The sequence below is a fragment of the Pseudomonas sp. UW4 genome, from assembly GCF_000316175.1.
Classification (GTDB): domain Bacteria; phylum Pseudomonadota; class Gammaproteobacteria; order Pseudomonadales; family Pseudomonadaceae; genus Aquipseudomonas; species Aquipseudomonas laurylsulfatiphila.
On record NC_019670.1, the window covers coordinates 1,273,647 to 1,295,107 of the forward strand.

Annotated in this window: 19 protein-coding genes; 7 read left to right on the forward strand and 12 right to left on the reverse strand. The window is 59.9% G+C overall.

Going from position 1 to position 21,461, the window contains the following annotated elements; translation table 11 throughout:
• Positions 1 to 113: 113 nt before the first annotated feature.
• Entirely contained in the window at positions 114 to 323 is a 210-nt protein-coding gene (locus PPUTUW4_RS05495) for a cold-shock protein (RefSeq protein ID WP_007954750.1), read from the forward strand.
• Positions 324 to 448: 125 nt separating this feature from the next.
• Here the strand turns inward: PPUTUW4_RS05495 and PPUTUW4_RS05500 are convergent, their stop codons facing one another.
• The 4 genes from PPUTUW4_RS05500 to PPUTUW4_RS05515 form a co-directional block, all read right to left on the reverse strand.
• Positions 449 to 826, reverse strand: coding sequence for a hypothetical protein (locus PPUTUW4_RS05500; protein ID WP_015093749.1), 378 nt, complete (start codon positions 824 to 826; stop codon positions 449 to 451).
• 84 nt (positions 827 to 910) lie between these two features.
• Positions 911 to 1,720: a putative RNA methyltransferase gene (locus PPUTUW4_RS05505; protein WP_015093750.1), complete on the reverse strand. Its 810-nt coding sequence runs from the start codon at positions 1,718 to 1,720 to the stop codon at positions 911 to 913.
• Positions 1,720 to 2,871, reverse strand: coding sequence for a succinyl-diaminopimelate desuccinylase (gene dapE / locus PPUTUW4_RS05510; protein ID WP_015093751.1), 1,152 nt, complete (start codon positions 2,869 to 2,871; stop codon positions 1,720 to 1,722). The genes PPUTUW4_RS05505 and dapE overlap by 1 nt, the downstream gene beginning before the upstream one ends.
• A gap of 239 nt (positions 2,872 to 3,110) precedes the next feature.
• Positions 3,111 to 5,702 (reverse strand): glycosyltransferase, encoded by a 2,592-nt coding sequence (locus PPUTUW4_RS05515; RefSeq protein ID WP_015093752.1) that lies wholly within the window; start codon positions 5,700 to 5,702, stop codon positions 3,111 to 3,113.
• 209 nt (positions 5,703 to 5,911) lie between these two features.
• On the opposite strand from PPUTUW4_RS05515, the gene tcdA reads away from it, so the two are divergent.
• Positions 5,912 to 6,730, forward strand: a complete 819-nt coding sequence (gene tcdA, locus PPUTUW4_RS05520) for a tRNA cyclic N6-threonylcarbamoyladenosine(37) synthase TcdA (RefSeq protein WP_015093753.1) — start codon at positions 5,912 to 5,914, stop codon at positions 6,728 to 6,730.
• Between the two features lie 118 nt (positions 6,731 to 6,848).
• Here the strand turns inward: tcdA and PPUTUW4_RS05525 are convergent, their stop codons facing one another.
• From PPUTUW4_RS05525 to PPUTUW4_RS05540, 4 genes are all read right to left on the reverse strand, one after another.
• Positions 6,849 to 7,253 (reverse strand): SufE family protein, encoded by a 405-nt coding sequence (locus tag PPUTUW4_RS05525; protein ID WP_015093754.1) that lies wholly within the window; start codon positions 7,251 to 7,253, stop codon positions 6,849 to 6,851.
• Positions 7,250 to 8,455 carry a cysteine desulfurase gene (locus PPUTUW4_RS05530; protein ID WP_015093755.1) on the reverse strand — a complete coding sequence of 402 codons (1,206 nt, stop codon included), beginning with the start codon at positions 8,453 to 8,455 and terminating at the stop codon, positions 7,250 to 7,252. The genes PPUTUW4_RS05525 and PPUTUW4_RS05530 overlap by 4 nt, the downstream gene beginning before the upstream one ends.
• Before the next feature lie 139 nt (positions 8,456 to 8,594).
• Positions 8,595 to 9,629, reverse strand: coding sequence for a 2,3,4,5-tetrahydropyridine-2,6-dicarboxylate N-succinyltransferase (dapD, locus tag PPUTUW4_RS05535; RefSeq protein ID WP_015093756.1), 1,035 nt, complete (start codon positions 9,627 to 9,629; stop codon positions 8,595 to 8,597).
• Positions 9,630 to 9,661: 32 nt separating this feature from the next.
• Complete coding sequence (locus tag PPUTUW4_RS05540) at positions 9,662 to 10,024, reverse strand: ArsC family reductase (protein WP_007978403.1); 363 nt, start codon at positions 10,022 to 10,024, stop codon at positions 9,662 to 9,664.
• A gap of 318 nt (positions 10,025 to 10,342) precedes the next feature.
• On the opposite strand from PPUTUW4_RS05540, the gene PPUTUW4_RS05545 reads away from it, so the two are divergent.
• Positions 10,343 to 11,974 (forward strand): Na+/H+ antiporter, encoded by a 1,632-nt coding sequence (locus PPUTUW4_RS05545; RefSeq protein ID WP_015093757.1) that lies wholly within the window; start codon positions 10,343 to 10,345, stop codon positions 11,972 to 11,974.
• 45 nt (positions 11,975 to 12,019) lie between these two features.
• On the opposite strand, the gene PPUTUW4_RS05550 is transcribed toward PPUTUW4_RS05545, so the two are convergent.
• From PPUTUW4_RS05550 to map, 4 genes are all read right to left on the reverse strand, one after another.
• Complete coding sequence (locus PPUTUW4_RS05550; protein ID WP_015093758.1) at positions 12,020 to 12,751, reverse strand: M12 family metallopeptidase; 732 nt, start codon at positions 12,749 to 12,751, stop codon at positions 12,020 to 12,022.
• A gap of 154 nt (positions 12,752 to 12,905) precedes the next feature.
• Positions 12,906 to 14,105, reverse strand: coding sequence for a succinyldiaminopimelate transaminase (gene dapC / locus PPUTUW4_RS05555; RefSeq protein WP_015093759.1), 1,200 nt, complete (start codon positions 14,103 to 14,105; stop codon positions 12,906 to 12,908).
• Between the two features lie 158 nt (positions 14,106 to 14,263).
• Complete coding sequence (locus PPUTUW4_RS05560; RefSeq protein WP_015093760.1) at positions 14,264 to 16,966, reverse strand: [protein-PII] uridylyltransferase; 2,703 nt, start codon at positions 16,964 to 16,966, stop codon at positions 14,264 to 14,266.
• A gap of 41 nt (positions 16,967 to 17,007) precedes the next feature.
• Positions 17,008 to 17,868 (reverse strand): type I methionyl aminopeptidase, encoded by an 861-nt coding sequence (gene map / locus PPUTUW4_RS05565; protein ID WP_302470070.1) that lies wholly within the window; start codon positions 17,866 to 17,868, stop codon positions 17,008 to 17,010.
• Between the two features lie 293 nt (positions 17,869 to 18,161).
• On the opposite strand from map, the gene rpsB reads away from it, so the two are divergent.
• The 4 genes from rpsB to frr all read left to right on the forward strand — a co-directional run bounded on the left by rpsB (position 18,162) and on the right by frr (position 21,459).
• Positions 18,162 to 18,899, forward strand: coding sequence for a 30S ribosomal protein S2 (rpsB, locus tag PPUTUW4_RS05570; protein WP_007978390.1), 738 nt, complete (start codon positions 18,162 to 18,164; stop codon positions 18,897 to 18,899).
• 189 nt (positions 18,900 to 19,088) lie between these two features.
• Positions 19,089 to 19,952, forward strand: coding sequence for a translation elongation factor Ts (gene tsf, locus PPUTUW4_RS05575; RefSeq protein ID WP_015093762.1), 864 nt, complete (start codon positions 19,089 to 19,091; stop codon positions 19,950 to 19,952).
• 209 nt (positions 19,953 to 20,161) lie between these two features.
• Positions 20,162 to 20,905 carry a UMP kinase gene (gene pyrH / locus PPUTUW4_RS05580; protein WP_003222124.1) on the forward strand — a complete coding sequence of 248 codons (744 nt, stop codon included), beginning with the start codon at positions 20,162 to 20,164 and terminating at the stop codon, positions 20,903 to 20,905.
• Positions 20,902 to 21,459: a ribosome recycling factor gene (gene frr / locus PPUTUW4_RS05585; protein ID WP_007978385.1), complete on the forward strand. Its 558-nt coding sequence runs from the start codon at positions 20,902 to 20,904 to the stop codon at positions 21,457 to 21,459. The genes pyrH and frr overlap by 4 nt, the downstream gene beginning before the upstream one ends.
• The last annotated feature ends 2 nt before the right edge of the window (positions 21,460 to 21,461 follow it).

A 21,461-nucleotide genomic window follows, 5' to 3' on the forward strand; every position in this document is an offset into this window, starting at 1 on the left:
ATATACTCGGCGCTCTGTCGCCGTTGCCCTCATGGGACCGGTATGCGCAGGCTGACGTTCCCGAGGCTTTCCTGCGAAAAGCCCGATCAATAATAAAAAGGGAGTATGAACAAATGGCAACACGCGAAACCGGCAACGTGAAGTGGTTCAACGACGCCAAGGGCTACGGCTTCATTCAGCGCGAGGACGGGGTGGACGTGTTCGTGCACTACCGCGCGATTCGTGGCGAGGGGCACCGCTCACTGACCGAAGGCCAGCAGGTTGAATATGCGGTGGTCGAAGGGCAGAAGGGGTTGCAGGCTGAGGATGTTGTAGGTCTGTAATCACGCAAAACCATTGTGGGAGCGGGCTTGCTCGCGAATGCGGTGTGCCAGTCGCAGTTGATGCCGGCTGATCCACCGCATTCGCGAGCAAGCCCGCTCCCACATTTGATCGGTGTTGTTGGCTATTAAGCGGTTTTCCAGGTGATCTCTTCTTCACCATCGGCGCTGATGCGAATCCAGCGGTCCGCCGTCTCTTCACCTTCTTCCTCGACCCAGGTGCCCGGTGCGCAACGCACTTCGACGTTCAGCGCGGCAAATGCGGCGCGGGCGCAGGCGATGTCGTCGTCCCATGGGGTCTGGTCGCTTTCCAGGTACAGGCTGTTCCACTTGCCGACCGCTTTTGGCAGCCAGGTCACCGGCACGGTGCCGGCCTTGCACTTGTAGGTCTGGCCCTTCTGGACCCAATCCGAACACGGGCCAAGTGCCGCGCCCAGCCAGGCGGCAATGGCTTTGTGATCGACGTCGGCGTCTTTCAGGTAAATCTCGATATCGGGCTGGCGCATGGATGTCCTCACTGCGGGTCTGAAAAATCCATTCGCGGATTTAGCCGGCCTTGAGCCGTTGCCCAAGACCAAAAATGTTTGAAGTTATTGAAGAACGAAATAATCGTAGCGCATCGACACGGTGACCTCGAACGGCTCGGCCTGCTCGATAACGGCAGCACGGCGTTCGGCACTGGCGCGCCAGCCGTGGGGCGTCATGGCCAGCAGGTTCGCCCGGTCCTGACCGTTGGCGAGTGTCAGCTTGAATTCCAGGGTTTCGCTGTGCGCCAGCGCCATGCCTTCCGGTACCAGGTCCAGGTGCTTGTCGTCGATGTACTCGCGGACCTCATCGTACAGCCGCTCGCGCAATTCCATCAGGTGGCCGCTGGTCGGCCCGACTTTCATCAGGCCGCCGCCGACGCTCAGCAGGCGCTTGGCCTCTTCCCAATCCAGCGGGCTGAAGACGCTGGCGAGGAACTGGCAACTGCCGGAAGCCAACGGCACCCGCGCCATGCTGGCAATCAACCAGGTGAGCTGCGGGTTGCGTTTGCAGGCGCGTTTGACCGCTTCGCGGGAGATGTCCAGGGCATAACCCTCGGCATCCGGCAGCGCCTCGGCGATCTGCGCGGTGTAGTAGCCCTCGCCACAACCGATGTCCAGCCAGCGCTGCGGCGCATAGCGGGCGGCCAGCTCCGCCAGACGCCTGGCCACCGGCGCATAGTGCCCGGCATTCAGGAAGTCACGGCGGGCTTCGACCATCGCCTGGTTATCCCCGGGGTCGCGGCTGTTCTTGTGCTGCACCGGCAGCAGGTTCAGGTAACCCTGGCGCGCACGGTCGAACCGATGCCCGGCGGGGCAGACCACACCGTTGTCCACCGCGTTGAGCGGTGCGCTGCAGATTGGGCAGGCAAGCATCAGGCGAGCAACTTGATCAGGGTCTGGTAGTAGATTTCGGTCAGCACATCGAGGTCGGCTGCCAGCACGCGCTCGTTGACCTGGTGGATGGTCGCGTTGACCGGGCCCAGCTCAACCACTTGCGTGCCCATGGTCGCGATGAAGCGCCCGTCGGAGGTACCGCCGCTGGTGGACGCCTTGGTGTCGCGACCGGTGATGTCCTTGATGCTCGACGACACCGCGTCCAGCAGCGCGCCTGGCTCGGTGAGGAACGGCAGGCCGGACAAGGCCCAGTCGACGTGCCAGTCCAGGCCATGCTTGTCGAGGATGTCGGCGACGCGCTTCTGCAGGCCTTCGACCGTGGACTCGGTGGAGAAACGGAAGTTGAACACCGCCACCAGGTCACCCGGGATGACGTTGGTCGCACCGGTGCCGGAGTTGACGTTGGAGATCTGGAAACTGGTCGGCGGGAAGAAATCGTTGCCGTGGTCCCAATGCTCGGCGGCCAGTTCTGCCAGGGCCGGAGCGGCGAGGTGGATCGGGTTCTTCGCCAGGTGCGGGTAAGCCACGTGACCTTGCACGCCGCGCACGGTCAGCTTGGCGCCGAGGGAGCCGCGACGGCCGTTCTTGACCACGTCACCCACCAGGGTGGTGCTCGACGGTTCGCCGACGATGCACCAGTCCAGGCGCTCCTTGCGCGCGGCGAGGCGTTCGACCACTGCCTTGGTGCCGTGGTGCGCCGGACCTTCTTCATCGCTGGTGATCAGGAACGCGACTTTGCCCTTGTGATTCGGGTAGTCGGCGACAAAACGCTCGGACGCGACGGTCATGGCGGCGAGACTGCCTTTCATGTCGGCAGCGCCACGGCCGCAGAGCATGCCGTGTTCGTCGATCAGCGCGTTGAACGGTTCGATCTGCCAGGCTGACACCGGGCCGGTCGGGACCACGTCGGTGTGGCCGGCGAAGCACAGCACCGGACCGTCGTCCTGGCCGTGGGTGGCCCAGAAGTTATCCACATCTTCGATGCGCATCGGTTCCAGGGTGAAACCGGCATCGCCCAGGCGCTGCATCATCTGCTTCTGGCAATCGGCGTCGACCGGCGTCACGGACGGACGGCGGATCAGGTCGATGGCGAGTTGAAGGGTCGGCGAAAGGTCGGCGTGGGCCGTCATGGAAAACTCCGGAATCATGGAATATGGGCTTTGGCTTTTAATGTGGGAGCGGGCTTGCTCGCGAAAGCGGTGTGTCAGTCAACATACGCCTCAACTGTTACAACGCATTCGCGAGCAAGCCCGCTCCCACAGGTATTGGGTTCGATCGGCAAACCGCGACACGCCAAGCCCCGCAAAATGGCGGTTATCTTAAAGCAAAACGGCGACCATTGGCCGCCGTTTAGTGCATCCGCAAAGATTTAGACGACAGGTGCCGTTTCAGGCTCGGCGGCCGGTTTCGGCAGCGACGACAGGAACGCCATGATCAGCGCCGCCAGATACGGTAGCGACTGCACCAACAGCATGGTGACCCAGAAGCGCATATCGTTGCTCGGCATGCCGTTGACCAGATAAATCCCCAACGCCGCGCTCCACAACAGCAGCATGATGAACAACTCTTCGCGCGCTTCGGAAATCGCGACCCAGAAGCCATGGTTGTCGGCATTTTTCGGTGTGCGGAAGAACGGAATGCTGCTGGTGAAGAAGCCGTACAGCACCGCTTTGGCGATGGTGTGGGACAACGCCAGACCGGCCAGCGCCGCGCAGAAGGCATCCTTCAAGTTCACCCCGACCGCACGACGGTAGAGGAAGATGATCTTGGCGACCTTGAATACGAACAGCGCCAACGGCGGGATTGCGAAGATCAGCAGCGGCGGATCGACCCGTTGCGGCACGATGATCATTGCCGCCGACCACAACAGCGCACCGACGGTGAAGAAGATGTTCATGCCGTCCGCCACCCATGGCAACCAGCCTGCGAGGAAGTGGTAACGCTGGCCGCGGGTCAGCTCGGTGCCCTTGCCGCGCAGCAGGCTGGCGGTGTGGCGCTTGATGATCTGAATCGCTCCGTAGGCCCAGCGGAAACGCTGTTTCTTGAAGTCGATGAAGGTATCGGGCATCAGGCCTTTGCCGTAGCTGGTGTGGTAGTACGCCGCCGACAGGCCTTTCTCGAATACGCGCAGGCCCAACTCGGCGTCTTCACAGATGCACCAGTCGGCCCAGCCCAGCTCTTCGAGCACCGAACGGCGGGTCATGGTCATGGTGCCGTGCTGGATGATCGCATCGCGGTCGTTGCGGGTGACCATGCCGATATGGAAGAAACCTTTGTATTCCGCGTAGCAGAGCTTCTTGAAGGTGCTTTCGTTCTGATCGCGGTAATCCTGTGGCGACTGCACCACGGCGATTTTCGGGTCGGCGAAATGCGGCACCATGTGCTTGAGCCAGTTGCGGTCGACGCAGTAGTCGGAGTCGATCACGGCAATCACTTCGGCGTCCTTGGCGGTGTGCGGAATCAGGTAGTTCAGTGCGCCACCCTTGAAGCCGGCCAGCGGTGCCACGTGGAAGAACTTGAAGCGCGGGCCGAGGGTGGCGCAGTAGTCGCGCACCGGTTCCCAGACCGCCGGGTCCTTGGTGTTGTTGTCGATGATCAGGACTTCGAAATCCGGATAGTCGAGATTGGCCAGGGCGTTGAGGGTTTGTTTGACCATCTCCGGCGGTTCGTTGTAGCAGGGCACGTGAATCGACACTTTCGGGCGGTAGCTGGAATCGCCTTCCACCGGCAGGAACTCTCGGCGGCGCTTGTGCACCCACACCGCTTCGGCCAGTTCATGGGCTTCGGTCAGCAGCACGATGAACACCCCGAGCGCACCGAGGGCAAGCAGGAAACCCACTGTCAGGCTGAACCAGGTGCTGTACTGCTGGCTGTAGTCGTAGCCGATCCACACCAGCACCGAACCACAGAGGAACGCAATGAAGGTCAGGAAGGTGCGACCACGCTGGCGCAGGGCCGAGCCGTCGATCATCAGCAGGGTCAGCGACAACAGCGCCAATACCACCGAACCGATGGCCAACACGCGCCACTGCGGAATCGCCACCACCGGGCCTTCGAAGTTGAACTTCTGCTGGCGCGCGGCGTTGAATACGCCCCAGTAGGCGCCAACGGAACCTTCGTCGCTGACTTTCCACGGCTGGTCAAACGCTTCGATCACGAAGTAGTTGAAGCCCTGGCGATTGAGCTTGTTGACCAGGGTTCGCAGGTAGATTGCCTGGTCTGCGGGCGAAGCATCGGCGCCGCCGCGCATGCGGCCGTTGCTCGGCCAGCCCACTTCGGACAGCAGCAGCGGCTTTTTCGGGAACATCTTTTTCAGGTCGCGGGCGCGGTCGAGGACGAACTGCCCGGCCTTGTCCATCGGGATGAATTCCCAGTAAGGCAGGACGTGGGCTGCGATCAGGTCGACGTGCTTGGCCAGTTCCGGGTGTTCTTCCCAGACGTGCCATTGCTCGGACGTGGTCACCGGCACCTTCACGGCGGCACGGACACGATCGAGCATCACGCTCAGTTCGGCGGCGGTGATTTCCTTGCGGAAGATCGCTTCGTTGCCGACCACCACACGAACCACGCTGCGCGAAGAGTTGGCGATTTCGATGGCGCGGGTAATTTCCCGTTCGTTGCGTTCCTGGTCCGGACTGATCCAGATCCCCAGTGTCACCCGCAAGCCGAATTCTTCCGCCAGTTTCGGAATGTCTTGCAGGGTGCCATCGACCGAGTAGATGCGGATGTTATCCGTCAGCTTGCTCATGATCTCCAGGTCGCGACGCATTTGATCGTCGGTCGGGTACTGGTCTTTCTGCGGGAACTGGCCCTGCTGGAATGGCGAGTACGAGAAGCCGGAGATCTGTTCAGGCCAGTTGGGGGCGGTGACCGGGCGGTTGATCAGCGCCCAGAAGCCGGTAAACAAGGCCGCGATGGCGAGCACCACGACCAGGTTGAGTCCAAATTTACGCGATGACATAGCTATTTCGGGTTCCAAAGACTGTGGAACGGAGGAACGGTTGGCCGTCGCCAATGGGCGCGCATCCTACACCGGGCATTCTCTGGTCCTGCAGCGGACAGGGAATTGCCGGACGTTGGGCAATCTGATTTCGTTAAAGTTCTTTCTATTTTTCATGTAACTGATTTTGTCTTCATATCGCCATATAATGCCCGCCGGTTTTTGGGGTAATGGTCATGAGTACTGAAGATCCGCGTTTTGCCGGCATTGCCCGTTTGTATGGCATCGAAGGCCTTGAACGCCTGCGCGCAGCCCATGTGGCGATTGTCGGCGTCGGTGGTGTCGGTTCCTGGGCGGCGGAAGCCATGGCCCGTTGTGGCGTGGGCGAGATTTCGCTGTTCGATCTGGACGACGTCTGCGTCAGCAACGCCAACCGTCAGTTGCACGCGCTGGACAGTACCGTCGGCAAACCCAAGGTCGAGGTGATGGCCGAGCGTCTGCGCGGGATCAACCCGGACTGCACGGTGCACGCGGTGCCGGACTTCGTCACCCGCGACACCATGGCCGAGTACATCACGCCGAACATCGACTGCGTGATCGACTGCATCGACAGCGTCAACGCCAAGGCTGCGCTGATCGCCTGGTGCAAGCGTCGCAAGATCCAGATCATCACCACCGGCGGCGCGGGCGGGCAGATCGACCCGACCTTGATTCAGGTCTGCGATCTGAATCGCACGTTCAACGACCCGCTGGCGTCGAAAGTGCGCTCCACGCTGCGCCGCGACTACGGATTCTCACGCACCGTGACCCGCCATTACAGCGTGCCGTGCGTGTTTTCCACCGAGCAGCTGCGTTATCCGAAACCGGACGGCAGCATTTGCCTGCAGAAGAGTTTTGTCGGTGATGGCGTGAAGCTCGACTGCGCCGGCGGGTTTGGCGCGGTGATGATGGTGACGGCGACCTTCGGCATGGTCGCGGCGACCAAGGCTGTGGACAAGATCGTGGCCGGAGTGCGGCGGCCGGCGGAGCGGGTCAAACCTCAGATTTAAGTGTTGCTACTGATGGCCTCTTCGCGAGCAAGCCCGCTCCCACATTCGATGTTCAGAGAGTACAGTTTTTGTGTACGACCGAAATCCAATGTGGGAGCGGGCTTGCTCGCGAAGGCGATTAACCGGCCAACTCATTCATTCGCTGAAGTACGGCATTGAGGCCATTGCTACGAGACTGGGACAACTGCCGCCCCAATCCCAGCTGATTGAACCAGTCCGGCAAATCCACCTGCTGCAATTGAGCCGCCGACAAGCCGTTGACCCGCGCCAGCAGCAACGCCACCAACCCGCGAATCAACCGTGCATCGCTGTTGGCGCTGAACTGCCAATGGCCGTCGCGCAATTCGCCCACCAGCCACACCTGACTTTCACAACCGTGCACCCGGTTGGCGTCGCACATCTGCGCATCACTCAAGGCAGGCAGGCGCTCGCCCCATTGCATCAGCAGGCGTGCGCGTTGTTCCCAGCTGGCAGCTTTGCCAAAGGTATCGAGTGCGGTCACGGCATCGGCAGGCAGGTTCATCGCAGCAGCTCCAGGGCCTGATCCAGGGCTTCAAAAAACCGTTCCAGGTCTTCGGAGTCGTTGTACAGCGCCAACGACACCCGAATCGCCCCCGCCAGTTCAAAGCGTTTGAGCAACGGCATGGCGCAGTGATGGCCAGCGCGCACTGCAATCCCTTGCTCAGTCAGCAAGTGCGCGAGGTCAGAGTTATGCACACCCTCGACGGTAAAACTGGCCAGTGCCACTTGCGGCCTGCCCAGCAAGCGGATGCCGTGACGTGCCTCAAGCCCCTTGAGCAGACAGGCATGCAGCGCCGCTTCATGGGCGGACACGGCGTCCTGATCAAGCCCGGCGAGGTAATCCAGGGTCGCTCCCAGGCCGATCACACTGGCAATCGGCGGCGTCCCGGCCTCGAAGCCCAGAGGTGCCGGGCGAAAGCGGGCGTCGTGATAATTGGCATCGAGCACCATTTCACCGCCGAACTGCCAGGGACGCAGCTGTTGCAGCGCAGTATTGCGCCCGAACAGCACGCCCAGGCCATCGGGACCGTAGAGCTTGTGGCTGGAGAAGACATAAAAATCGCAGCCCAATGCTTGCACGTCGTGGCGGCCATGGACCACGCCCTGGGCGCCATCGATCACGGTCAGGGCATTGTGCGCCTTGGCCAGCGCCAGCAATTGAGGCAGCGGCTGCCACGCGCCAATCACGTTGGACAGCTGACTGACGGCCAACAGACGCGTGCGTGGGCCGATCAAACCGGCGGCGGCTTCAAGGTCGATCACGCCGTCGGCGTCCAGCGGCAGGATCACCAGCTTCAGCTCGCGACGGTGCGCCAGTTGCTGCCACGGCAAAAGGTTGGCGTGATGCTCCAGGGCGCTGATGACAATTTCGTCGCCCGGATTGAAAAGGTGTTCCAGGCCATAGGCCAGGAGATTCAGCGCGGACGTCGCGCCGTGGGTAAAGATGATCTGCCCGCAATCGCCAGCATTGAGCCATTGCGCGGCTTTGCGACGGCTGTCCTCGAACGCCTGGGTGGCGTGGGCGCCGGGCAAGTGTTGCGCCCGATGCACGTTGGCCGCGCCATTGGCGTAGTAGTGCGCCAGGGCGTCCAGCAGGGCTTGGGGTTTTTGCGTGGTGGCGGCGTTGTCCAGATAGGTCTGGCCTTGCCGCTGCAGGGCGGCGATGGCCGGAAAGTCGGCGCGCCAGGGAGAGAGAATCAGCATGTTGTTCGCCTGTACGCCTGACCCCTGTAGGAGCGAGCCTGCTCGCGATGGACCTCAACGATAACGCGGGGTACCAGACAGCCCGTGTCGTTCATTTGATCATCGCGAGCAGGCTCGCTCCTACAGGTACAGGTGACGCTTAGTTGTGAGCGTGCAGCGCTTCGTTCAACTCGATGGCCGATTTGTGGGTTTTGCATTCCACGGCACCGGTCTCCGAATTGCGACGGAACAGCAGGTCCGGCTGGCCGGCCAGTTCACGGGCCTTGACCACTTTGACCAGTTGATTGTTCTCGTCCAGCAGCGCGACTTTCGTACCGGCGGTCACGTACAGGCCCGACTCGACGGTGTTGCGGTCGCCCAACGGGATACCGATACCGGCGTTGGCGCCGATCAGGCAGCCTTCGCCGACCTTGATCACGATGTTGCCGCCGCCCGACAGGGTGCCCATGGTCGAGCAGCCGCCGCCCAGGTCCGAACCCTTGCCGACGAATACGCCAGCGGATACGCGGCCTTCGATCATGCCCGGGCCTTCGGTGCCGGCGTTGAAGTTGATGAAACCTTCGTGCATCACGGTGGTGCCTTCGCCCACGTAAGCGCCCAGGCGCAGACGCGCAGCGTCAGCGATACGCACGCCAGCCGGAACCACGTAGTCGGTCATTTTCGGGAACTTGTCCACCGAGAACACTTCCAGCAACTCGCCGCGCAGGCGGGCTTCGAGTTGCAGTTCGGCCAGTTCGCTCAGGTCGACAGCGCCCTGGCTGGTCCAGGCCACATTCGGCAGCAGCGGGAAGATCCCGGCCAGGTTCAGGCCGTGAGGCTTGACCAGGCGATGGCTCAGCAGGTGCAGCTTGAGGTAGGCCTCCGGGGTGGACGACAGCTGGGCGTCTTCAGCCAGCAGGGTGGCGACCAGCGGCTTGTGGCTCTCGGCCAGTCGGGTCAGCAGGGCAGCCTGGGCAGCGTCGACGCCTTTGAGGGCTTCGGCCAGTTGCGAGGCCTGTGCGGTGCTGAATGCGATGGCCTGATTGCCTTCGGTGTAGCCCAGGATCGGTGCGATAGCGGCGACGACTTCAGCCGATGGCTTGAGAACCGGGGCGGCGTAGAACACTTCCAGCCATGCGCCTTGACGGTTTTGAGTGCCGACGCCGAAGGCCAGGCTGAACAGGGTAGTGGACATGTGAATACCTCTAACAAAATTGAACGGGCTGCTTACTTGAGCGCGGCCGCGTAGATATCTGGCTTGAAGCCAATCAGGGTTCGGTCACCGAGATCGAGCACCGGGCGCTTGATCATCGAGGGTTGTGCGAGCATCAGTTCGATGGCTTTCGTCTGGTCGAGATCGGCTTTGCGTTCGTCGTCGAGCTTGCGAAAGGTCGTGCCTGCACGGTTTAACACCACTTCCCAGCCGTGCTCGCTGCACCATTGGGTCAGGTGTTCACGGTCGATACCGACCGCTTTGTAATCATGAAAGTCATAGCTGACAGCGTGTTCATCGAGCCAGGTGCGCGCCTTTTTCATGGTGTCGCAGGCTTTGATGCCGAAAAGGTGCAACGTTTTGCTTGAAACGGTCAAGGAATTGCCCCCTTTGCAGGTGCTGGAAATAAAAGGTGGAGGATTATGCCATGGCCGGACGGTTTCGCGGCGGCTGTGGTCGGGTTTGTATTTTTGTCATTCCATAAATCCCTTGTAGGAGCGAGCTTGCTCGCGATGAGCCTGAGAGCGCCGCGGGGTATCAGGCAGTCAGCGTAATCGTGAACGACCATCGCGAGCGAGCTCGCTCCTACAAGGGGGTTGTGGTTCAGCCGTGCGACATTGGTGCAAGGGCCCCCAGCCAGTCTAAGCAGCTAATATGGCACTTCAATGCTGTCGATTGTCCGGGAACCACGCTTTATGCAAACCGCCTACACCGTCCTGATTCTGTTGATGCTGGTGGGCGTTTCGCGCCTGATCGGACGGGTGATCCCGCTGCCGTTGCCGCTGGTGCAAATCGCCGCAGGGGCATTGCTTGCGTGGCCGACTCTGGGATTGCATGTGGCCCTGGATCCCGAGTTGTTCCTGTTTCTGTTCCTGCCGCCGCTACTGTTCTCCGACGGTTGGCGCATGCCCAAGCGCGAACTCTGGCACCTGCGCGGACCGATCCTGGCCCTGGCGGTGGGCCTGGTGTTGTTTATCGTGGTTGGCGCCGGCTATTTCATTCATTGGCTGCTACCTAGTGTGCCGTTGCCGGTGGCGTTTGCCTTGGCGGCGGTACTGTCGCCGACGGATGCGGTGGCGGTGTCGGCGATCTCCCGCAATCGACTGCCCACGCCATTGATGCACATCTTGCAGGGTGAGGCACTGATGAACGACGCCTCGGGCCTGGTGACGTTCAAGTTTGCCTTGGTCGCGGCGGTAACCGGTGTGTTCTCACTGGCCAATGCCAGCCTGACGTTCGTGCTGGTCGCCGTCGGCGGGCTGGCCGTCGGGGTGGCCTTGAGCTGGCTGGTTGGCCGTCTGCGGGCGTGGATGATCGCGCGCGGCTGGGACGACCCCGCGACGCACGTGGTGTTCATGTTGTTGCTGCCGTTTGCGGCCTATGTGCTGGCCGAGCGCATGGAGGTGTCGGGCATCCTCTCGGCGGTGGCGGCGGGGATGATGCAGAGCTGGCTCGATCTGCTGCCGCGCCAGACCAACACGCGCCTGCTCAATCGCAGTGTCTGGTCATTGCTGGAATTCGCCTTCAACGGCTTGATTTTCCTGCTGTTGGGCCTGCAGTTGCCAAACATCATCAAGGCGGTGGCCAGTCACGAAACCTCGCTATGGCCGACGTTATTGTATCGCGGGCTGGATGTGGTGGTGATTTTCCTGGTGCTGCTGGTTTTGCGGTTCGTCTGGGTGCAAAGCATCTGGCGGCTGTCCATTTTTGTGCGGCGTTGGCGTGGCAAGGCTGAGATAACCCGGGTGCCAAGCGCGCGTTCCTGCTGGTTGCTGACTGTCGGTGGCGTGCGTGGGGCCGTGACGCTGGCGGGGGTAATGTCGGTGCCGATGCTCATGGGGGATAGTGCGTTTCCCGAGCGCGATCTGCTGATATTCATCGCTGCCGGGGTGATTCTGCTGTCGTTGATTGCGGCCTGCATCGCGCTGCCACTGTTGTTGCGCGGCATCGAAGCCAGCCCGGACGACAAGCGCCGCAACGAAGTGCGCGACGCCTGGCGCAAGACCGCCGAAGCGGCCATTCATGCGCTTGAGACAGAAGAAATCAACCCGCAGGACGCCGCCCAGTCCGCGCTGGCGGCCGAACTCAAGGCGCGGATCATGTCCGAGTACCGGCACCAGTTGGAGGTGTTCAACGATTCAGTCGAAGCCCAGGCCCTGGCCTTTCAGATGGACTTGCTGGAGCGGCGTCTACGTTTGAAGGCGCTGCGGGCACAGCGCCTGGAGTTGTACAGCCTCAGTCGTCAGCACCAGATTGGCGATGACGTATTGCGTGAGGTGTTGGGGGAGCTGGATTTGAGTGAAGCCAAGTTGGGAGCGGTGAAATAATAAAGAGGTTCGTTGTTTGGTTTACGCTGAGTGATAATTGATGTCTTAATCTGGCTTTGGATATGCTTTGCGCATTAGTCGGCGATCGTTTTGGCTTATTGTTGTATTTTTATATACCGCCCAATCCCCGATTGTCAGTTCGTTGGGTATGGGGTAATGCATTATTGAGGTTGGATCATAAGCAGTGGTTCGAGCAGTTGCTGTTTCCAGCAATCTAAACAGATTGTGATCAACTTCCTCCTTGCTCCATTGAAAAGCGGTCCAGTAGTGCTCATATACCGCAGGTTTGTTCCACGGGATATTAGCTTTTGGATGTTGATGTTCATGCTCCATGCCGAGTGCATGGCCGAATTCGTGCAATACCGCAGCTTCAAACCAAGGATGGTCGGGAGCGGTGCCAATGTTCATGGTGTTTTCGCCAGGGCCGCGCAGCGTGGCGTCGGTGCCGATAGCTGAGTAGTTTAAGGGGGCTTCCATGGTGATCCGAATGTCACCCTCGGAGCCGCTGACAAACTCCAGATTCAAGTTGATAGACGGTTGCCATAGCATGATGGCTTTTATGGCGGCCTCACGATGTGTGTCGGACGGCGGGTTGAGAAATGCTACTTTGAGTGTCCTCTGGTTAGCCCAAAATTTGGAGTGAGTTGCTACTCCTCTTTTTTTTCGACTTCCAGTGGTCGCAATGTTGGCATTGTCAGGGTTTTCATTAATGGCGGCGTCATAAGAGGCTTGTATGTCTGCTGGTTCGATAACTTTGCAGGGGTGTGAATGAGACATTGACTATCTCCTTGTCATGTTTTTTAGTTGAATCGGTTGATTCAGCTTGGAGATTAGTTGTCGTACTGTTGTGGGTAAAGTTGCTGCCTGTTAGGGGATGTTGCGATAACTAAGCATGGCCTGCACCGCGTTGCACGGTGCAGGCTTGGAGCGCTTACTGGTTTCTCGTAATAAATGCACGGATTCGTTCGGCAGCCTCGACACACTCAGCCAACGGCGCAACCAGCGCCATGCGCACGCGCCCGGCGCCCGGATTGACGCCATCGACATCCCGCGACAGGTAAGAGCCCGGCACCACGGTCACATGCTCCTGCTCGAACAGGTCGCGGCAGAACGCTGCATCGTCACCGGCCACATTCGGCCACAGGTAGAAACTGCCATCCGGACGCTGTACGTCCAGCACCGGGCTGAGGATTTCCAGTACTGCATCGAACTTCTCGCGATACAACGCACGGTTGGCGCGCACATGCACTTCGTCATTCCACGCAGCAACGCTGGCCAGTTGGGTTTGAACCGGCATCGCGCAGCCGTGGTAGGTGCGGTAAAGCAGGAAGCCTTTGAGAATGTCGGCGTCGCCGGCGACAAAACCCGAACGCAGGCCTGGCAGGTTCGAGCGCTTGGACAGGCTGTGGAACACCACGCAGCGCTTGAAGTCCTTGCGCCCCAGTTCTGCGCAGGCGCTGAGCAGGCCTGGCGGCGGCGTTTGTTCGTCGAAGTAGAGTTCGCTGTAGCACTCGTCCGCGGCAATCACGAAGTCATGCTCATCGGCCAGGGCGATCAGCTTTTTCAGGGTCTCGACCGGAATCAATGCGCCGGTCGGGTTGCCTGGCGAGCACAGGAACAGGATCTGGCAGCGTTTCCAGATGTCCGGCGAAACGGCGTCGAAATCCGGATTGAAGCCGTTTTCGTCCAGGCACGGCAGGTAATGCGGCTTGGCCCCGGCGAGGAACGCCGCGCCTTCGTAGATCTGGTAGAACGGGTTCGGGCTGACCACCAGTGCGTCATCGCCACGGTTGACCACGGTCTGGGTGAAGGCGAACAGTGCCTCGCGGGTGCCGTTGACCGGCAGCACGTTGCGCGCCGGATCGATCCAGCCTTTGGGGACATCGAAGCGACGTTCGCACCAGGCGGCGATGGCTTCGCGCAGGGCCGGGATGCCGAGGGTGGTCGGGTACACGGCCATCTGATCGAGATTGCTGGCCAGCGCTTCGGCGACGAAGCTTGGCGAGCGGTGTTTGGGCTCGCCAATGGACAGTGCAATAGGGCGCTTGTCCGGGTTGGGCGTGACGCTGCCGAGCAAGGCGCGGAGTTTTTCGAACGGGTAAGGCTGGAGCTGGGACAGAGCGTTGTTCATCGATAAATCTCGTTCGGTGTTGGAGCGGCGCTGGTCCCTGTAGGAGCGAGCTTGCTCGCGATGGTCGTCAACGATAACGCGTTCTTGCCAGAATAACGCGGCGTATTTGAGTTCATCGCGAGCAAGCTCGCTCCTACAAAAGGCGGGCCGTTGTTAAGTCAGATGCTGATGCGCGTTAGTTTGATATCGGGTTCCTGGTTGACGCTCAGTTGTTCGACGATCGCATCCTGCAGGCGGCTGCACAGCAGCGGGTCGGACAGCGGCTGATTGTGGGCGTCGGTGATGAAGAACACGTCTTCCACGCGCTCGCCGAGGGTGGCGATCTTGGCGTTTTGCAGCGACAGATCGAACTCCAGGAAAATCGTGCCGATCCGCGCCAGCAGGCCCGGGCGGTCGGGTGCCGTGAGTTCCAGCACCGTCACCTGCCGCTGGGCGTCGTTATGGATCGTTACCTGTGGTGCAAAGGCGAAATGCTTGAGCTGGCGCGGTACCCGGCGCTGGATGATGGTCGGGTAGTTGTCCGGGTTGCGCAGGGCCTCGGTAAGGCCGTCGCGGATCTGTTTGACCCGTGCCGGGTTGTCGCCAATCGAGTCGCCGTCGGTGTCGAGCACAATGTAGGTGTCGAGGGTGAACTGGCTGCTGGAGGTGATGACCCGGGCGTCATGGATGTTCAGGTTGAGCTGGTCCATCGCGGCCACGGTCACGGCGAAGAAGTCGTGCTGGTCGGGGGCGTAGATGAAAATCTGGGTCCCGCCTTCGAACTCGCGCTGGGTAGTCTCCTTGATCAGCACCAGCGGCCCGCCATCGGCCGGTTGCTGGAGGATCGCGTCGCTGTGCCAGGCCACATCGCCGGCGGTATGGCGCAGGAAATAGTCATCACCCAACTGCGCCCACAGCTGCTCGACATCGTCCGGGTCGGTGCCGCCGCGTACCAGAATGTCCAGGGCGGCGCTCTGGGTCTGGCGGATCTGCTCTTCGCGATCCACCGGATTCTCCAGGCCGCGACGCAGGGCACGCTTGGTTTCGGTGTAGAGCTGGCGCAGCAGGCTGGCGCGCCAGGAATTCCACAGCGTCGGGTTGGTGGCGTTGATGTCGGCGACGGTCAGCACATACAGGTAGTCAAGGCGGGTTTCGTCGCCGACGATCTGTGCGAAGTCGTGGATCACCTGCGGGTCGGAAAGGTCCTTGCGCTGGGCGGTGGTCGACATCACCAGATGGTTTTGCACCAGCCACACGATCAGGCGGCTGTCCCACAATGGCAGTTGATGGCGCTGGCAAAACGCTTCGGCGTCGACCGCGCCGATGTCCGAGTGGTCGCCATGGCGGCCTTTGCCGATATCGTGGTACAGGCCGGCCATGTAGATCAGCTCGGGTTTGGGTAACTTACCCATGAGCTTGCTGGCCAGCGGGAATTTTTCCGACACCTGAGTGTACTGCAGCTTACGCAGGTGCTTGATCAGGTTCAGGGTATGGGCATCGACCGTATAGATGTGGAACAGGTCATGCTGCATCTGCCCGACGATAAAGCCGAATTCGGGCAGATAACGACCCAGGATGCCGTAGCGGTTCATTCGTCGCAGGTTGCGGTGGATACCGATCTTGCACTTGAACAGCTCGATAAACAGGCTGGTGTTGCGAATATCGTTGCGGAAGTCGTCGTCGATCAGGTGACGGCTTTCCCGCAGCATGCGAATGGTGTCGGCGCGCACGCCCTTGATTTCCGGCTGCTGGGCCATCAATACGAAAATTTCCAGCATGGCGAACGGCGTGCGGCGGAATACGTTGTGGTTGCGTGCTTCGATATAGCCATCATGCAACTGGAAGCGCGAGTTGATCGGCTGCGGTGGTGCCTCGTCTTCCGGTGCGAGGATGACTTCCTCGAAGTGCTGGATGATCAGGTCGCTGAGCTGGGCGATGCTCATCACCACCCGGTAATACTGCTGCATGAAATTTTCGATGGCTTGCTTGGCGTCGTCGCCTTTGAAGCCCAGCAGCCCGGCAATGGTGCGCTGGTGATCGAACAGCAGGCGGTCTTCGGCGCGACCGGCGAGCATGTGCAGGGCATAGCGAACTTTCCACAGGAATTCCTGGGAAGAGGCCAGCAGGGCGTTTTCACTCTCGACCAGGAAGCCTTCGCCGGCCAGTGCCCTCAGGTTCAGGGTGCCGTACTCGCGACGGGCCACCCACAGAATCGTCTGGATATCCCGCAGGCCGCCGGGCGAGCCCTTGACGTTGGGTTCCAGATTGTATTCGGTGTCGTTGTACTTGTGGTGCCGGGCCTTTTGTTCGGCACGCTTGGCCAGAAAGAAGTCCTTGCTTGGCCACATGTGCCCGGTGCTGGTGACGTCCAGCATGCGCTGGCGCAAACGCTCGGGGCCGGCGATGGTGCGGCTTTCCATCAGGTTGGTGACGACCGTCAGGTCGGCGCGGGCCTCGACGGCGCATTCGTCGACCGAGCGAACGCTCTGACCGACCTCCAGGCCGATGTCCCACAACAGTGTCAGAAAGCGTTCGATCGAATCGCGGAAAACTTCGTGGTCCGCGCTGTCCAGCAGGATCAGCAAATCGATGTCGGAATAAGGGTGCAATTCACCGCGGCCGTAGCCGCCGACCGCGACCAGCGCGATGTCGGCGTCCTCGCTCCAGCTGAACTGTTCCCAGGCCTTTTGCAGGATGTTGTCGACGAACCAGGCGCGATCCTCGATCAGTCGACGAATGTCCCGGCCATTGCGAAAGCGTGCGTCGAGCACCTCGCGGGCCTGGCGGATCGCCTTCTTGAAGGCCGCGATCGGGCTTGCCTTCAGGGCCAGTTCAGCCTGGAACTGGCCACGGTCGAAGAGTTCGGGGTCCACCTGCGGCATCGATTGGCTTTCCTTTCTATAGGCGAGATACGCTGGCGAGATCAGGCCGAAACGCGAGGGATGGTGTCATCGCTGCGCAGGGTGAAGATCTCGTAACCGGTTTCGGTCACCAGCAGGGTGTGTTCCCACTGTGCCGAGAGCTTGCGGTCCTTGGTGATCGCGGTCCAGCCGTCGCCCAGAACCTTGGTGTCGGCACGGCCCTGGTTGATCATCGGCTCGATGGTGAAGGTCATGCCGGCCTTGAGTTCCATGCCGGTGCCAGCGCGGCCGTAGTGCAGGATCTGCGGCTCTTCGTGGAACACCTTGCCGATACCGTGGCCGCAGAATTCGCGAACCACCGAGAATCCGTTCTTTTCAGCGTGCTTCTGGATGATTTCACCGATATCGCCCAGGCGGCAGCCGGGCTTGACGATTTCAATCGCCTTGTACATGCATTCCTGGGTCACCTGGGACAGGCGCTCGGCCCAGACCGGCACGGTGCCGACGTGGAACATCCGGCTGGTGTCGCCGTGGTAGCCGTCCTTGATGACGGTGACGTCGATGTTCAGTGTATCGCCGTCTTTGAGCGGCTTGTCGTTCGGGATGCCGTGGCAGACCACATGGTTGATCGACGTGCAGATCGACTTTGGATAGCCCTTGTAGTTGAGCGGGGCAGGGATGGCTTTCTGCTCATTGACGATGTAGTCGTGGCAGATCTGGTTCAGTTGATCGGTGGTAACGCCCGGCTTGACATGTTCGGCAATCATTTCCAGCACATCGGCGGCCAGTTTGCCGGCGATACGCATTTTGGCGATATCCTCGGGAGTTTTGAGGGTGACGGTCATACGGGCTCTCTCTGCGCCAGGCGGCGCTTTCTGAACGGAAAGGGCATTGCGCGATGGGTCTTCGCAGCCCTGAAAAATACGATTCTACCAGACGATCAGCGCAAATCTGCGCCTGTGTGCATCGCTTCTCTCTATAGAATGGTGCATTCTTGGTGGATTCCAAGGGATGGCGCAAAGCGCTCGCCAGGATTTCAGAATCCGGGTTCCGTTTTGCCCTGCCTTGTGATATAAAATGCGCCGCTTTCCGGGGATGTCCCGAAAAGCCTAAATCCACACACGTGTCGACACGATGACCTGGGTGCCTTCAGCTGATGCTGCTGGTTGGTCATTGGGATACGTGGAGGCCAAACCCGACTTATTAAGGAACTATCATGTCCCAAGTCAACATGCGCGATATGCTGAAGGCCGGTGTGCACTTCGGTCACCAGACCCGTTACTGGAACCCGAAAATGGGCAAGTACATTTTCGGCGCGCGTAACAAGATCCACATCATCAACCTTGAAAAAACCCTGCCAATGTTCAACGAAGCTCTGACTTTCGTAGAGCGTCTGGCCCAGGGCAAAAACAAGATTCTGTTCGTCGGCACCAAGCGTTCCGCTGGCAAGATCGTTGCTGAAGAAGCAGCACGTTGCGGCTCGCCGTACGTCGATCACCGCTGGTTGGGCGGCATGCTGACCAACTTCAAAACCATCCGTGCTTCCATCAAGCGTCTGCGTGACCTTGAAGTTCAAGCCGAAGACGGTACTTTCGCCAAGCTGACCAAGAAAGAAGCGCTGATGCGCACTCGTGACCTGGAAAAGCTGGATCGTTCCCTGGGTGGTATCAAGGACATGGGCGGTCTGCCAGACGCTCTGTTCGTTATCGACGTTGATCACGAGCGCATCGCGATCACCGAAGCCAACAAGCTGGGTATCCCGGTTATCGGCGTAGTCGATACCAACAGCAGCCCGGAAGGCGTTGACTACATCATCCCAGGCAACGATGACGCAATCCGCGCTATCCAGCTGTACATGGGTTCGATGGCTGACGCTGTGATCCGTGGCCGCAACAACGTTGCCGGCGGCACCGAAGTTTTCGTTGAAGAAGCTCCGGTAGCAGCAGCTGAGTAATTGACGCCTTGGCGTTGACTCAGTAAGCAAAAAGGGGGCTTGGCCCCCTTTTTGCCACCTCGAAAACCATTTGTCGGCGCCCACTGCTCTATCTGTAATGTGCGGCAGCTAACAAGGGTGGTTCGGGAAGAATTGATCGCCCGTTCGATCGGGTGGAATGGTTGAAAACCTATCCAAGAGGATTTTGAAATGGCAGAGATTACTGCAGCGTTGGTCAAAGAACTGCGCGAGCGTACTGGCGAAGGCATGATGGACTGCAAAAAGGCCTTGACCAAGGCTGGCGGCGACATCGAGAAAGCCATTGATGACATGCGTGCTTCGGGCGCCATCAAGGCCGCCAAGAAAGCCGGCAACGTTGCCGCTGAAGGCGCTATCGCCATCAAGGCCGACGACAAGGCAGCCGTGCTGCTGGAAGTCAACTCGCAGACCGACTTCCTGGCCCTGCAAGACGACTTCAAGAACTTCGTTGCTGCCAGCGTAGAGAAAGCCTTCGACGAAAAACTGACCGACGCAGCTCCGCTGATCGCCGCTCAGGAATCGGCTCGTGAAGCACTGGTTGCCAAAGTTGGCGAAAACGTCAACATCCGTCGCCTGGTGCGTGTAGAGGGCGACGTTGTCGGCACCTACCTGCACGGTAACAAGATCGGTGTTGCTGTTGTTCTCAAGGGCGGCGATGTTCAGCTGGCCAAAGAGATCGCCATGCACGTGGCTGCAAGCAACCCTGAGTTCCTGCTGCCATCGCAGGTTTCGCCAGAAGCCATCGAGCGCGAAAAAGCCGTTTTCCTGTCTTTGAACGAAGACAAGATGAAAGGCAAGCCGGCTGAAATCGTCGAGAAGATGATCGCTGGTCGTATCACCAAGTTCCTGGCTGAAGCCAGCCTGGTCGAGCAAGCTTTCGTCATGAACCCGGAAGTCACCGTAGGTGCTCTGGCCAAGAAAGCCGGCGCTGAAATCGTTTCCTTCACCTACTTCAAAGTAGGCGAAGGCATCGAGAAGCCAGTGGACAACTTCGCAGAAGAAGTTGCTGCCCAGCTGGCTGCTGCCAAGCAATAAGACGGTTTTTTAACTGTCGCCCAGAAGAGGCTGCCCGCTCACGCGCGCAGCCTCTTTTCAGATGGGGCACCAATTTTTATTGGTTTCCATTTGGAACTGGCTTACAAAGCCATGTTCCGATGGCGCTGAAGCAGCGCCAAGCTAGAGTGAACGCCAGCTGTAAACAGCTCGCAAAGAATTTTTAAAATACGCCGCAGGAGAGATTCGCAATGGCTCAGCAGGGCAGTGGTTATCAGGCTCGCTATAAACGCATTCTACTCAAGCTCAGCGGCGAGGCCCTGATGGGCTCGGAAGAGTTCGGGATCGATCCGAAAGTTCTGGATCGCATGGCATTGGAAGTTGGCCAGCTGGTCGGCATCGGTGTTCAGGTCGGTCTGGTTATCGGTGGTGGCAACCTGTTCCGCGGTGAAGCGCTGAGCAAAGCTGGCATGGATCGGGTGACCGGCGACCACATGGGCATGCTGGCCACTGTGATGAACGCCCTGGCCATGCGCGACGCCCTTGAGCGCGCCAACATCTCGGCCATCGTGATGTCCGCTATTTCCATGGTTGGTGTGACCGATCACTATGATCGCCGCAAGGCCATGCGCCACTTGAACTCCAAGGACGTGGTGATTTTCGCGGCCGGTACCGGCAACCCGTTCTTTACGACGGATTCGGCTGCCTGCCTGCGTGCAATCGAGATCGATGCCGATGTCGTGCTCAAGGCGACCAAGGTCGATGGCGTCTACACCGCTGACCCGTTCAAAGACCCGCATGCCGAGAAGTTCGATCATCTGACTTACGATGAAGTGCTGGATCGCAAGCTGGGTGTTATGGATCTGACGGCCATTTGCCTGTGCCGCGACCACAAGATGCCGCTACGCGTATTTAACATGAACAAGCCCGGCGCTCTGCTGAACATCGTACATGGCGGCGCTGAAGGAACCCTGATCGAGGAAGGCCAACAATGATCAACGAAATCAAGAAAGACGCTAAAGAGCGCATGCAGAAGTCCGTGGAATCGCTGGCGCACAACTTCGGCCGCATTCGTACCGGTCAAGCGCACCCGAGCATTCTGGAAGGCGTGATGGTGCCGTACTACGGTTCCGACACCCCGATCAAGCAAGTGGCCAACATCACCGTCAAAGACGCCCGTACCCTGCAAGTCGTTGCCTTCGAGCGCAACATGCTGGGTGCTGTCGACAAGGCGATCGGCAGTGCAGGTCTGAACCTGAACCCGACCAACCTTGGTGAGCTGCTGCTGATCAGCATGCCGGCCCTGACCGAAGAAACCCGTCGCGGTTTCACCAAGCAGGCTCGCGATGTGGCTGAAGATGCCCGTGTTGCCGTGCGCAACATCCGTCGCGATGCGAACAGCTCGCTGAAGGATCTGGTCAAGGAAAAGGAAATCAGCGAAGACGAAGAACGTCGCGCCACTGGCGAGATCGACGATCTGACCAAGAAGTTCGTAGCTGAAATCGACGCTAAGTTGGCGGAGAAAGAAAAAGACCTGATGGCCGTATAAGA